This window comes from Syntrophaceae bacterium, from assembly GCA_013177825.1.
Taxonomy (GTDB): domain Bacteria; phylum Desulfobacterota; class Syntrophia; order Syntrophales; family PHBD01; genus PHBD01.
In genome coordinates this window covers 39,432-53,214 of the sequence record JABLXX010000002.1, presented here as the reverse complement: position 1 = coordinate 53,214, position 13,783 = coordinate 39,432, and the positions used below count along the sequence as shown (strand labels likewise).

The 13,783-nt window shown below is 59.8% G+C and carries 12 protein-coding genes and 1 pseudogene; 3 read left to right on the top strand and 10 right to left on the bottom strand.

Annotation, left to right across the window (positions count from 1 at the left end):
- Positions 1-28: 28 nt before the first annotated feature.
- Positions 29-607 carry a rubrerythrin family protein gene (locus HPY65_05255; protein NPU83875.1) on the bottom strand — a complete coding sequence of 193 codons (579 nt, stop codon included), beginning with the start codon at positions 605-607 and terminating at the stop codon, positions 29-31.
- A gap of 618 nt (positions 608-1,225) precedes the next feature.
- Here HPY65_05255 and lexA point away from each other — a divergent pair.
- Together lexA and HPY65_05245 are read left to right on the top strand one after the other, a co-directional pair.
- A complete protein-coding gene (lexA, locus tag HPY65_05250) occupies positions 1,226-1,939 on the top strand; it encodes a repressor LexA (protein ID NPU83874.1) in 714 nt (237 codons plus the stop codon).
- 33 nt (positions 1,940-1,972) lie between these two features.
- Positions 1,973-2,200 carry a hypothetical protein gene (locus HPY65_05245; protein ID NPU83873.1) on the top strand — a complete coding sequence of 76 codons (228 nt, stop codon included), beginning with the start codon at positions 1,973-1,975 and terminating at the stop codon, positions 2,198-2,200.
- A 136-nt stretch (positions 2,201-2,336) separates the two neighbouring features.
- Here HPY65_05245 and HPY65_05240 read toward each other — a convergent pair whose 3' ends face one another.
- From HPY65_05240 to HPY65_05220, 5 genes are all read right to left on the bottom strand, one after another.
- A complete protein-coding gene (locus HPY65_05240; protein ID NPU83872.1) occupies positions 2,337-2,798 on the bottom strand; it encodes an acyl-CoA thioesterase in 462 nt (153 codons plus the stop codon).
- Positions 2,799-3,356: 558 nt separating this feature from the next.
- Positions 3,357-5,141: a long-chain fatty acid--CoA ligase gene (locus tag HPY65_05235; protein NPU83871.1), complete on the bottom strand. Its 1,785-nt coding sequence runs from the start codon at positions 5,139-5,141 to the stop codon at positions 3,357-3,359.
- Between the two features lie 128 nt (positions 5,142-5,269).
- Positions 5,270-6,259, bottom strand: a complete 990-nt coding sequence (locus HPY65_05230) for a nitronate monooxygenase (protein ID NPU83870.1) — start codon at positions 6,257-6,259, stop codon at positions 5,270-5,272.
- A gap of 1 nt (position 6,260) precedes the next feature.
- Positions 6,261-7,004, bottom strand: coding sequence for a MerR family transcriptional regulator (locus HPY65_05225; GenBank protein ID NPU83869.1), 744 nt, complete (start codon positions 7,002-7,004; stop codon positions 6,261-6,263).
- 506 nt (positions 7,005-7,510) lie between these two features.
- Positions 7,511-8,239 (bottom strand): hypothetical protein, encoded by a 729-nt coding sequence (locus HPY65_05220; GenBank protein NPU83868.1) that lies wholly within the window; start codon positions 8,237-8,239, stop codon positions 7,511-7,513.
- A 351-nt stretch (positions 8,240-8,590) separates the two neighbouring features.
- On the opposite strand from HPY65_05220, the gene HPY65_05215 reads away from it, so the two are divergent.
- Positions 8,591-10,192: a sigma 54-interacting transcriptional regulator gene (locus HPY65_05215; GenBank protein ID NPU83867.1), complete on the top strand. Its 1,602-nt coding sequence runs from the start codon at positions 8,591-8,593 to the stop codon at positions 10,190-10,192.
- An 85-nt stretch (positions 10,193-10,277) separates the two neighbouring features.
- On the opposite strand, the gene HPY65_05210 is transcribed toward HPY65_05215, so the two are convergent.
- The 4 genes and pseudogenes from HPY65_05210 to HPY65_05195 form a co-directional block, all read right to left on the bottom strand.
- Complete coding sequence (locus HPY65_05210) at positions 10,278-10,916, bottom strand: DUF1211 domain-containing protein (GenBank protein NPU83866.1); 639 nt, start codon at positions 10,914-10,916, stop codon at positions 10,278-10,280.
- A 187-nt stretch (positions 10,917-11,103) separates the two neighbouring features.
- Positions 11,104-12,246 (bottom strand): epoxyqueuosine reductase, encoded by a 1,143-nt coding sequence (locus HPY65_05205; GenBank protein NPU83865.1) that lies wholly within the window; start codon positions 12,244-12,246, stop codon positions 11,104-11,106.
- 50 nt (positions 12,247-12,296) lie between these two features.
- Positions 12,297-13,166, bottom strand: a complete 870-nt coding sequence (locus tag HPY65_05200) for an RNA polymerase sigma factor (protein ID NPU83864.1) — start codon at positions 13,164-13,166, stop codon at positions 12,297-12,299.
- 331 nt (positions 13,167-13,497) lie between these two features.
- A pseudogene (locus HPY65_05195) lies at positions 13,498-13,671 on the bottom strand (30S ribosomal protein S3).
- Positions 13,672-13,783 lie beyond the last annotated feature (112 nt).

Genomic DNA, 13,783 nt, shown 5'->3' with positions numbered 1-13,783 from the left:
AAAGATAGGGACACTTCCCCTATTTTCCCTAGAAGTTCTCCGCCAGGACCTCGTAATAAGACTGGGGATGCAGGCAGGCGGGGCAGCTCTTCGGCGGTTCCTCGCCTTCATGGACATAGCCGCAGTTGATGCAGTGCCACTTCACGGACTGCTTTTTCTTGAAGACTTCCCCATTGGCCACGTTGTTGATGAGTTTCCGGTAGCGGGCTTCATGGAAGCGCTCCACCTTGGCGATCTGCTCGAAGGAACGGGATACTTCCGGGAATCCCTCCTCTTTGGCGGTTTTGGCGAAGTCCTGGTAGAGGGTGGTCCACTCCATGTTTTCACCGGCGGCGGAGGCCTCCAGGTTGGCTTTCGTATTGCCGATTGCACCGGCGGGGTACATGGCCGTGATCTCCACGTCGCCGCCTTCGAGGTGCTTGAAGAACACCTTGGCGTGCTCCTTCTCGTTCTCCGCCGTCTCCAGGAAGATGTTGGCGATCTGCTCGAAGCCCTCCTTCCTGGCCGCGCTGGCGAAGTAGGTATAGCGGTTCCTGGCCTGGGACTCGCCGGCGAATGCGGCCAGCAGGTTCTTCTCCGTTCTGGTTCCCTTCAGCGATTTGGACATTGATTCAGCCTCCTTGTGGATTTTTTTCCTGGGATGCCCTGCCCTGAGGGCAGGGTGAAACGATGACGGTCCGGGCGGGCCGGTGCATCACCCGCCGGCATTGCGCTCCTGCGTCGCCGAATCGAAGATGGGGGCGACTCCGGGGTACGTCTTCATGCAAAATTCCCGATTGTGAACCGAATGACACTGTGAAATGGGGGCAAAGATCGCGCCCCCGCCGCTTGCTGTCTCAGGAATTTGGCCATCCCGGCCGGGTTTGTCAAGAATGCGGGCGGCTCCGGGGGAGGTCTCATCGCTTTCCCGCTCCGCCCGTTGAACCGGAAGTCCGGAAATCCGTTTCGGGGTACAGCCCCGGAGCCTTTCCGCGATCCATGGATCTTCTCCCGGAAGGACGCGGCCTCCGGACTCTTTTCGGGACACCGTGCAGGGTTGAATGCTATCATAACCATCCCTGAAAAGAAAACATCGCCTCGCGGCGGGAGGGTCGTCGGCCATTGAACGTCCCGGAACTGTCCTGTGGAATCGGCAGCTTGACCGTTGCGGCACGTCCTTCAATTTTCGCCCACTGAAATCGTCCGGCTCCCGGACTTTCCCGGGGAGTTCCGCTGGCCCGAGGGAATGAGCCTTCGGAAATGCTGGCACCTGGCGGGCAACGGCATCTCCGTTTTCGCCCTCCGGGAGGTCCTGCGGGTCCTCCCCGCTTTTTTTCTTGACAATAGAACGCTCGTTCTATATGGTCGCCCCATGGCCGCCAAACGAACGATACAGAGCGTCGAACAGACCATCGGCTCCTTTTACCGCCAGCACCGGCGGATGCCCACCTATACCGAGATGATCGAGATCCTGGAGGTCCGCTCCAAGAGCGTCGTCCACTTCTGGGTGAACAAGCTCATCCAGAGCGGCTTTCTGGAAAAGGACGGGAAAGGTTTCCTGAAACCCACCCGGATAACCTTCGGCATCCCCATGGCCGGTTCCGTCCAGGCGGGCTTCCCCACCCCGGAAGAGGAAGGGCTCTGCGACATCCTGTCTCTCGACGAATTTCTGGTGGCGCGCCCGGAATCCTCGTTCCTGCTCCAGGTGAGCGGAGATTCGATGACCGGCGCCGGGATCATGGAGGGAGACATGGTCGTCGTCGAGAAAGGCCGGGAGCCCCGGAACGGGGACATCGTCGTCGCGGAAGTGGACGGGGACTGGACGCTCAAGCACTTCCGCCGGCAGGGAAAAGAGATCTTCCTGGAGGCCGCCAATCCGAAATACCCGCCGATTGCACCGCGGAACGAGCTCAGGCTGGGAGGTGTCGTGACGGCGGTGGTCAGGAAATACAGTTCATAGAATGTCCGTTTCAGGGAGAAGGAGATGTTCGAAATGCAGGCATATGTTCCCGATTATCTGAGGTCCGAGGAATTGTTCCGGCTTCGCGCATGCACCGATGGCGGAAGCCTTCTGAAAAGGGTCCGGCATCTCGTCGAGACGACCGGCTGGGAGAGGGAACTGTCACGTCTCGAACGAGCGGCGGGACCGGTCTGCTGGGGCGTCATCGGCCTTTCGCTTCTCTACTTCATCCCCTTCTGCCTCCACATCCTGCACATCTGATCCGGATCATCCCGAGGCCCTGTTCCCGGATACAGTGACGGAAGCCCTCACCTGTACGACACCCCGGAGGAGAACGGCCACCCGGATCAGGCCGGCCGAAACTAATATTTTCGGCAGACGGCCCGCCTCTCCCGGATCAACTGTTGAGCCGGCGCGCCGGAGTAGCCGTTCCCGACCGCTCGATTTCCAGAACCTTCTGCTTCAGCACCTCCGGAACGGGCACCTTCTTCCCTCCCCGGTAGTCGAAGGCCACGATCACGCCCTCCCCCTCTGCGGCCGGCTTCCGGTGCTTTTTGCTCACAACGATGTAGTTCATGACGAACCGGTCGTCTTCGACGGAAACGACCTTTGCCCCGATCAGGACGCTGTCCGGGTAGGTCAGGGGGATCCGGAAACGGCAGGACGTCGTGGCGAGAATCGGTCCGATGCCCGTCTCTTTCATGTAGTCGATCAAACCCATCTTCTCGAAGTAGGCAATCCGCGCGCTCTCGAAATAGCGGAAATAGACGATGTTGTTGACGTGCCCCATGGCATCCATCTCGCCCCAGGCAATGGGCACCTCCAGGCTGACCGGATAACCCTTGAGAATATCGGCCATGTACACTCCTTTCGCGCAGGATGATTGTTCTCGGACGTGAACGGATCGCGCCACCGGAATCCGTCCTTTCAGTGTGCCAGACCGACCGGTCCCGGGCAAGAAAAAAGCCGCCTCGCCGACAACCTGGTCAGCGGGTTCGAGTCTCACCGGCCATGCCGCCGCCGGCCACGGGTGAACGTCCCGGGAGTTCGTTTCGGTATATCTCACCCCTACAACCGCGGGGGCGCGGCCAGGGGGTTCCAGAGGAGCAATTGGGACGCCCCTGCCGGAAGTATGGGGCGGGCTGTTCAAAAATGCCCGGATGCAAGACCCCCGAAATCCTGAGCCATGAGTCGTACCCTTTTCGGTACGTCGAATGGCGAAGGATGAGGGAAACGCCGCAGACGGGTATTTTTCAACAGCACGTCCGGAAACGTTTCCGCGACGGCGGCACGCCCCCGTGACAGCCCCCGCACCCCGGAACGCAAAGGGGGACAGATTTTCGTCTGTCCCCCCGGCGATTCCCGAGGACGGCCCCAAGCCGCCCCCCTTTGCCCTGATATCGAAGCCTCGCCGGACTCACGCCTCTCCGTAGAGCGCCTCGATCTCGGGCATGTGTTTGTCCAGAATCACCTTCCGCTTCATCTTCATTGTCTGGGTGATCATGCCGTTGTCCACCGAGAAGGGTTCATGGATAAAGACGAATTTCTTCGGGATTTCATAGCCGCCGTATTTCCCCGCCAGGGAGCGGCTGATTTCCTTCCCGATCATCTCCTGCACCGCCCTGTTCCTGGAAAGTGTTCCGGGGTCACCGGACAGATTGTGCGCCTCGGCGTACTTCTTCAGGGCGATCGGATCGGGCACCACCAGGCACACGGTGTACGGCCGGTTGTCTCCGTAGATCAGGGCGTTCTGAATCAGGGGATTCAGGGTGATGTCTTCCTCCATGGCGGCGGGAAAGACGAACTTTGCGTTCTCCAGCTTGAATTGCTCCTTGATCCGGCCCGTGATGTAGAGGAAGCCGTCCTCATCGAGGCGGCCCCGGTCGCCTGTCCGGATGCCGCCGTCGGGCGTCATCGCCGCCTGTGTCAGCTCGGGCTTGTTGTGATATCCCCGCATGACGTTCGGCCCGTAAACGACAATCTCGCCGTCCCGGGCGCCTTCCTCGACAACGGATTTGTCGATGACCACCTTGACTCCCATGAGGGGGCGTCCCACGCTTCCCTTCTTGTTGGCCGTCGGGGCATTGGCCGTGATACCCGGCGACAGCTCCGTCATGCCGTATGACTCATAGAGATTGATGCCGATATCGTCAAAGAAATAGGAAATCTCCGGACTGATGGCCGCGGCCCCCGTGAGGGCCTCCCTCAGGCGGCCGCCGAAGCGGTCCCGGATCTTCTGGAAGACGATCCGGTCGGCGAGGGCATAGACGATCCCGTCCATGACCCCGGACCCGCCGTTGCGGCGGGCCTTGGCGCTTTTCAGTCCCGCGAAGAAAAGGGCCTTCGCCAGGCCTCCCTTTTCGTTCATGGCCGCATGCAGATTTTCGTAAATCTTGTTGAACACCCGTGGCACCGCCACGACGAACGTCGGCCGGATCTGGGCCATGTCCTGCACAATCGTCGCCGTGCTTCCCATGATGCCGATGGATCCCCCGTTGATGGTGAACACGTAGAGCTCGACGGTCTGGGCATAGGAGTGGGCCCAGGGAAGGATGTTGATGCACCGGTCGCTGCCGGACAGGTGGGGGTAGCGGTCCAGGCAGGCCATGACGTTGCTGCAGAAATTCCAGTGGGAGATGAGCACGCCCTTGGGGTCCCCGGTCGTTCCCGACGTGTAGATGAGGCCGGCGATTTCGTCCCGGTCGGGATGCACGGCGTCCACCGGGTTCGAGGCGCCGGTCTTCTCCAGTTCCGCCATGGAGTCTTTCCCCTGTCCTTCGATGAGGACAATCTTTTCGAGGCTTGGGATCCCGCTCGGGAAGTCCTTCACCTTTTCGAAAATCTCCCGCTTGGAGACGAACAGGACCTTTACGGATGAGTCGTTGACGATATACCGGCACGTCTGGATCAACTCCGACTCGTACATGGTCACGTAGCGGGCGCCCAGGCTGTAGGTGGCGAAGGCCGCAATGACCCATTCCAGGCGGTTGTTGGCGATGATTCCCACGGCGTCTCCCCGTTTGACTCCGATCTTGCTGAGACCGCCGCGGAGATTGCGGATCCGTGCGTCCACTTCCCTGAATGTTACCCAGTCATACGTGCCGGAAGGATTCCGCGTCCCGATATAGGGACGGTCTGCATGCCGCGAGGCGGCTTTTTCCCAAAGCACGACGAGGTTGTCGATCTGTTCCTGTTGAACCATGCTGCTGAAACCTCCTTACCGATCCGGCCGCCGGTCGCTCGACCCAGGCGGCATTCCATATCGGAAGGCTCCTCGAATCCCGTGTTCGGGGGTCTTCCCTGTCATTTCCAAGTCATCGGGAACCCCTCTCACCCGCAGCACGCAAGAGCCCTCTGGGCATACTCCCGGGCCTGTTTCGCCATCCCGTCCAGAAGCTCGGCACAAGTCGGCACATCGTTGATCAGGCCGATGGACTGGCCCACCATGAGGGGCGCATAATCGACCTTGCCCGTTTCCCAGGCCTCCTTCACCTTCTGACCCGACAGAAGCGGGATCAACTCCTCGAAGGCGCCCCCCCGCTCCTCGATGGCGAGCACTTCCTGGAGGATCTTGGTGTTCAAGCCCCGTCCCTGCAGGCCGATGGACTTCCCGTAGATGACCGTCTCGAACTCCTGGCGCCGCACCAGCTCCTGCTTGATGTTCTCGTGAACCTCGCATTCCTTCGTCGCCACGAAGCGGCTTGCCATCATCACGCCGGAGGCCCCGAGGGCCAGCGCCGCGGCCAGGCCGCGCCCGTCCGCAATCCCTCCCACCGTCACGACGGGAATCTTCACGCTCTCCGCAATCCGGGGCGTCAGCACCATCGTCGTCACGTCGTCGTTGAGGGGATGTCCGCCCTCCTCGATGCCGGCCGCATAGATCCCGTCGTAGCCGACCTTCTCCGCGTGGACCGCGTGGCGGACGGAGCCGACCTTGTGAAAGATCTTCACGCCGGCCTTCTTCAGCATCTCGATGTATTCCATACCCGCTGCCTTGTCGGCGGGCGTGCCGGAGAATTCGATACCGTCCACCTTCTCCTCCGCGCAGACGCGGATGTACATCTTGTGGTGGTCGGCGGTGATCCGGACGGACGGCAGCATCGTGATGTTCACCATGAACGGCTTGTCCGTCAGCTTCCGCGTCTCCCGGATGGCCTCCCGGAAGTCCGCATCCGTGTCGTAGTTGCCCGCCGTCAGGTTGCCCAGTCCGCCGGCGTTGGAAATGGCGGCGCAGAACTTCGGCTTGCAGAGCCACATCATTGCCCCGCAGATAATCGGATACTTCACCCCGAACATCTCCGTAATCGCTGTCTTGAACATCCTACACCTCCTGCTGTTTTTTTATTGTGCGGCGTCCTGAATTCACGCTCTTGCGCTTGGTGAGGCTTTTCCGGATATTCTCCTGGACCTGCTGTCTGAAGAGTCTCTGCATGACGTAGTCGCGGAGGAAGTCGCCCACTTTGGACAATTCCACGGTGATCCGGATGTTTTCCCGGGCGGTCTTGTCGGAGACGATCTGCCGGCGAAGTTCCATTTCCCGCGTCACGATGGACTTGCCCAGATCCACGTAAAAGGCCAGCGACTGAAGATCCAGGCCGAAATCGACAATTCTTTTCAGGACATCCCGGCAGAACCGGACGTCGTCTTCATTGTAAAGGGGCTTCCCTCCCTTGACGGCAAAAGGGATCAGAATCCCGATTTTTTCAGCCTGCTTCACCTCGGCGTCGGTCAATCCGGTCTCGGCCATGAGGATGCCCCGCTCCACGAGATTCCCGGCCTTGCCTTCCGCGGGACTGAAAACGGCGTTCTCGACGGCCTCGGCCTCCTGCAGGCTCAGGCCCTCGTCCATCCTGCGCAGGATATTCTTGATGAGATACAGGGGAAAGTATCGTCTTTCCTGGAGATACTGAATGACCTTCAGGCGTTCGACACAGACATCGTCATAATGGGACATCTTCTTGTTGATTTTAACCGGAGCGGGAAGCAGTCCTTCCCGGACGTAATAGCGGATGGTGGAGGCGGGAACACCGCTCTGTTTTGAGATGTCGCCGATTTTTACGTTCATGTGCTCCAAGTAAACATTGAAGTTATACTTTAATCTAGGCCGGAAAAAAAAATCTGTCAATCCTTTTTCCGGCGGCCGGTCCGGCAATGCCCTGCAATTCAATTTTCTTCAATGAAATCGGTTTCCGAAGCGACGTTGAAGCGGCGGATGACGCCCTTCGTTGCCGGAAACAGGGAACGAACAGACGGCATGACCACCCATATCAATGCCGGCGATGTGTTGCGGGATCCAGGAAAACCGCCTCTGGTGAAGTGGCGAGCGGGATGAAAGAAGCATGGAGGGAGGCATCGGGAGTTGTGAAGGATCGGGATTGTGTACGGAACCGGCCGCCGCCGGCAGCCGGCCAGATTGAATCAGACTCAGCGAATCAGCGGAAATCGAAGGAGGAGACCGGGGGATGGCGCTCCCCCGGTCTCTGAAAAGCCGGGGATGCACGTTATCCCCGGTGATCATTCACACCTGTTCAGCAAAATGCGGCTGTTTCGGTGATGCTCTTTCTCACGCGCTTACTTCACCAACGGTTTCGGCACAAAATAAACCGCCTTGCCGTATACGGTATTGCACACGACCGCCCCGGCCAGGTAAATGCCGATCCAGCCGGCGATGATCAGGCTCCATCCCACGATGGGCTTGGCGGTCGCCGGCGTTCCATACCAGCCGCTGTCGAGGCCGACGATCAACCATAAAGCGACATCGACCAGGAGAACGAGAATGAAAAGGAGCAGGTTGCTTTTGGCGTAACCCGGCGTCACAGCGGTCAGGAAACCCGCTCCCGCCATCCACATCCATCCCTCGACATGGACCGCCTTTCCCATCATCGCGCCGACGGCCTTGCCGATCCCGGCTTTGGCCGCAGCGAGCTGCTCCGGGGTGAGCATTTTGACGTCCGCCACTCCGGCCGCCGCCACGGCTGCATCCATGGCTTCCTTGGCGGCCTTGGGTCCGAATACGAAACTGATCAGATACCACTTCGAAAAGACGCTGATCGCCGCTGCGAGCATGAAGAATGCCGAGAAGAAAAGAAACACGTTGCCACCGAGGATGTTGTGGTCTTTCAGTTCCATCACCGCGGTGGTGTACTGAACGAGACAGCCGCCGACCAGCCAGGCGGCCAGCAGGGGAAATCCCGATATATCCACCTTGCCCAGAAATACCGCCCCGAAACCGAAACACGCAACGGCAAGGGCCGCCAGCCCACCGGGGCCGGGAGACGCAAATGTATGCTCGTGTGCCATAAAACCCTCCTCCTTTTCACTCGTTTTAGAATTAGTCCTGCATGAAAACCTGATAAACTCGCCGCGAAATTACCCCCGCTCGACATCCCCCCTTTCCCGTCGAATTGTCTTTCCTATTGTGTAATCGTGAGGAGCCAGCCGTACCGGCGGCATGGCAAGACAGACATGCGCATCCGGAAAAATTGATTAGCCGAAACCATGCCATACTTTATTCCTTGCAATATCAAAGGATTGCCGAACAAGGATGAAATATGGTGAAATATCGCGCTGATAATTGCGATATATCGTCATTTTTGATATAGATTGCCGGATTTTGAAGGTTGCACGATAAAAGTCAGGGGGGGTGACGCCATGAGAGGAGGCGGTCAGGACTTTTTCCGGCAGGCGACCGTACGGCTATGCAGCAGCCTTGACATCGAGAAAGCGATGTCAAGCTGTCTTTCCTACCTTCACCAGCATATTCCCGCCTGGGAAATGCTGCTGACCATCTTCGATCCGAACACGCACCTGATCCACAATATTGCCATGGTGGACCTGGAAGGCATCAAACAGCCCTTCCCCTCGAAACCTCTGTCGGAGGAGGCCATCGACCGGATCAACCGGGACGCCGGCGCCTGGCACGAGATCAAGATCCTGGAACGGGCCGAGCTGCATCCGGCGGCCTGGACACTTTCCAGCAACATCGATCTGTCAAAGACATCGATCATGTACATGAGCCTGGTCATCGAAGGAAAATTCCTGGGATCCGTCGTTTTCCTGGCCGAGGGGAAAGGAGTGTTCCGGAAAGAACACGCCGCTCTCGTCTCCCAGCTGAGGGAGCCTTTCAATATCGCCGTCTCGAACGCGCTGCGCTACCGGGAGGTGATGAGGCTCAAGGACATGGTGGATGCGGAGAACCGGAACCTCACCCGGGAGCTGCGATACACGACGGAGGACGAAATCGTCGGCTCCGACGGCGGTCTCAAAGAAGTGATGGAAATGGTGAGGAAGGTGGCGTCCCTCAACAGCCCCGTCCTTCTCCTGGGAGAGACCGGCGTCGGGAAGGAGGTCGTTGCCAATGCCATTCATTACGCATCTCCTCGGAAGGACAAGCCGTTTGTAACGGTCAACTGCGGAGCCATCCCGGAGAGCCTGATGGACAGCGAGCTTTTCGGGCATGAGCGGGGTGCGTTTACCGGTGCCATTGCCCAGAAGAAAGGCCGCTTCGAAAGGGCCGACAGGGGGAGCATCTTCCTCGACGAGGTGGCCGAGCTTCCGCCCTCCGCTCAGGTAAGGCTGCTCAGGGTCCTGCAGAACAAACAGATCGAACGGGTGGGCGGCGCGGAGACGATCTCCGTCGATATCCGCATCATTGCCGCCACGCACAGAAATCTGGAAGAAATGGTCCGCGTCGGGAAATTCCGGGAAGATCTCTGGTTCCGGCTCAATATCTTTCCCGTCATGATTCCTCCTCTGAGACATCGTAAAGACGACATTCCCGCACTGCTCCATCACTTTATCCAGAAAAAATCCAGGGAGCTGAAAATTCACACCCCGCCGCCCCTGTCCGCCGCCGTGATCGATCGCCTCCGGAGTTATCACTGGCCGGGCAACGTCCGGGAACTCGAGAATCTCGTGGAACGCGAGCTGATCCGAAGCAGGACTCCCGAAGGGAACCATGCACTGACCTTCGAGCAGTTCCGGTGGCCTGATCATCCGCAGGATACATGGAGGCCGGCGGAGGGAAGGAACACGCTCCTGACACTTGATGAAGCGATGTCCAGACACATCCAGGAAGCATTAGGCCTGACGAAAGGGAAAATTTACGGGCCCGACGGCGCGGCGAGACGATTGAAGGTAAATCCCAACACGCTGAGAAGCCGGATGAAGAAACTGGGCATCACGAAAAAGAACAGGGAACATGCCGATGACAGCCCCTGGGAAACATATCGATACCATAACCTGACCGTCTGAAGGCCGCGGGAAAAACGAAACCGCATGGTACGGGACATCGTCCCGTCGTCAGGCAGCCTGGGTTCCCGTCTCCGGGCCGCTCCGCTCAGTCGCCCCCCGGATGATCCGGTACATCCCCGCTCGTCCGGAACGTTTTCAGGGAAAAGACAACGGGAATGAGGACAAAGCACATGGGACTCCACTGGGCGGCAAAAAAAGACAGGGACAATGCCAGGAGCGACACCGTCAGAAAAAGGATGCTCCGCTTTGTCCCCTTGCGCAGGGAACCCATGGCCAGGTCATGATGGACAAGCCGATAATCCTTGATGGCATAAACCCAGTTCACATGAAACAGTGCGGCCAGGACGACCATGTTGGCGGAGAAGAAAACGTTGGCCGTCACCGTTCCGCTGTAATCGCCGATCAGCGAGGTTGAAAAGGGCACGAGAACGACGAACATGAGGATGAAGATGTTGATCCAGAGATGGACCCGGTTTGTCTTCATGATGTACCGGAACTGCTGGTGATGGATGGACCACAGGACGGACAGAAGCAAAAAGCTGATAAAGTAATTCAGGAACTTCCGCCATTGGTTCATCAGCAGCACATGCAGTTCGGTGTCCGAGAGTCTCAAGACCTCGGGGATCGTCAGATTGAACACCAGGAGGGTCATGGCGACCGAGAATACGTTGTCCGACAGCGATTCGACACGCCTGGTCGTCATCCCGAAATTCGATTCGTCCATGGCTGTTGCGTTTCTCCGTTGCACTCCGCTTCAGGCGGATTTCTTGAATAAAAACCAGATAATGCGAGTCGAGTGTATACTGCGGATGGTTTCGGGTGTCAACGGGCAATGAAAAGCGGCATGTTATCAATCCATTCACAAAGACAAGACCCTCGCAAGCGGGGATCCCGACTCTCGCGCAGTTCCCTCAGGCCGACGCCAGGGCCGTCCGGATCTCCCCGGCCGCGCGGACGCCGTTCTCATGCGGCAGGCTGGATTCAAGGGCTCGCCGCGCTTCCGCGCCTCCGATCCGCCCGAGCGCCCAGGCCGCATGCGCCCGCACCAGCTCCTCCGGATCCTCCAGGGCCCTCGCCAGATGAGGCACCATCTCCTGATCGCCGCTGTTGCCGAGCGCCACGGCAGCGTTCCGCTGGAAGAACCGGCGGTCCCGCATGTATGTGTAGAGGAACGGCGCAACAGCCTTCTTCTCGAACCCATCGTCCATTCTCAGAAGTCCCGTCAGGCTGAAGTGCTTCGCCGCCTCTTCCAGAAAAGCGTTCTCCGGCAGTTCCGCGCGGAGCTTCTCCCGGTTGCGCGGGCAGGCCTCCTGGCAGAGGTCGCAGCCGTGGATCCAGCTTCCCATCTTCGGCCGGATCTCCGGATCGATGTATGGGGAGGTGTTCTGGAAGCCGTGGACGTTGACGACGTGGCTGAAGGTGAGGCACCGGCGTGGATTCAGGCGAAAATCGGCGACGATGGCCCCCGTCGGGCAGGCATCGAGGCACAGCCGGCAGTCAGGTGGGCAGTGCGTCCCCTCGGTGGGCGAATCATATTCCAGCTCGGCGTCCACAATGAAGGTGTGGATGATCACGAAGGTTCCGATGCCCGGGGCAGAGAAGAAGGTGTTACGGCCGATCGTGCCGAGCCCGGCCCGGACGGCGGCGAGGCGGTCGGGAACACCGGAGGAGATCATGTACCAGCGCCCGACCTGCATCTCCTTCGATTCCAGGAAGCGGCGCATAAGTTCGACCCGGGCGCCGCCGAGGCGCGTCGTCGGCTCGATGTACGAGCGCGACTGGTAGAGGCGGCCGATCCTGCCCACCAGGTTCGCCGGGAAACGCTCGCGGAAATAGTCATACACCGCGACGACGATGGACCGCGCACCGGGCAGGCGGTCCTGGGGACGGACCGCGCGCCGAAGGCGAAGCCCGCTGTCGGCCGCCCAGTCATAGTCGGGCAAACGCTCTTCGATAGCTTGGGCGTATAGGGGAAACGGTTCCGCCGTCGTGATGCCCACACGGCTGTAGCCGAGGTCCAGGGCGTAGCTCCTGATTTCTTCCGTCAGCGACATGAAAACGCCTCCCTGTTTATGGTTTCCGGACCGGACTCGAACGCGGCCGCCTACGAATGTTCCAGCAGACGAAACCGGTTTGATTCGATCATCCGTTTCATGGACTCCACAAAGGCGCCCGGGGCCGCATAGTCCGGGTGATTCCGGATGACCCTGGCCGCCTTTGCCATCCGGCCCATCTCACGTACGAGGCCCTTCGCATCGCCTTCCCGCCGGGGACGGCAGGGGTGGTTGGCAAAGAGCGGATTTTCCGGATCGAGGTACCCCTTCCGCACGTGCCAGGCAGACAGCGTTTCGCACCGGCAGGGGTTGCCCTCGTTAGCCAGGCCGCACTGACTGGCCAGGAAACCCAGGACTTGCCTTTTCCCGCGGGAGACACGCTGGCGGTATGCCGCCGGTGTCAGCCCCAGGATATGGGCCCCCTCCGTGCTGCTGACACCGATGATCTCACCGAGGATGAAAGCCAGGCGGAGCTCCCGGTTGAGGCACAGGAGGAGATAATGGACGCAGGCCCGCTTCATCTCCTCACAGATGAGGCTCTGCTCGGCACCTGCGGACGGGTCATACAGACCCTCCGGTCCCGATTCCTCGATGGCCTGCCGGCAGACGTCGAAGGTCATGCGCCAGCGCTCGGCCCGCCCCCTGCACTCGGTCAGCAGGTGATTGGAGGCAATGCGGTAGACCCATGTCTCAAAGCGGCTCTCCCCTTTGAATGTGCTCAAGTGGGTGATGACCTTGACGAGGATCTCCTGGGTGGCGTCTTCCGCATCGGCGGGGATGTAGAGCATCCGGATCGCCAGCCCGTAAATCCCGTCCTGGATCCGCCGGACGATTTCTTCAAGGACCTCCCGGTCTCCCTTGCTGGCCCGCTCGACCAGATCCTCGATGGTCCCCTCTGCAATGTGCGTTTTCGCCGGCATCTGTTTCACCCTTTCCCTGTTAGACAATTCCGGGGCATGGTTTGTGACAAAAAAACAGGACGGTGAATTGGGACGGATTTCAGTCCGTCTCCATTCCCTTAAGGAGGATGGATCGGTTTGTAAAGTTCAGATAGGGTGATGTCATGACTCTGAATCAAATGCACGGAGGGGAAACAGATGGATCGGCCGCCGACAGGGCAGCCGCCGCAGGCTTTTCCGTTTAACACCGCGGCGGGCCGCCAGCAGTATTTTTTTCATCCCCCCCTCCCTCTCATGGATGCTCGGCCAGATGAATCTTCAGCCACAGATCGATCGACTTCGTCTTCTCCCGCCCTCCGCCGCCCATACCGCCGGGCGGCCCCTGGGGCGGTCCCGTCCCGCCCCCTCTTCCTCCCGGCTCTCCGCCGGATCCGCCCGGACCGGCACCGCCCGGGCCCCTTCCGCCCCCGCGGCCGCCGCCTTCGACTCCCCAACGCGGCGACGGTCCCGAATCCTCCCCGGTCAGCAGGCCGATGCCGACTATTTTCGGCTTTCTCGCCGCAATGCCCAGGGGTGATGCTTCATCCCGGATCAGGGGCACCCGAAGTTCATATACAAGAGAGCCCTGTACGTCCCTG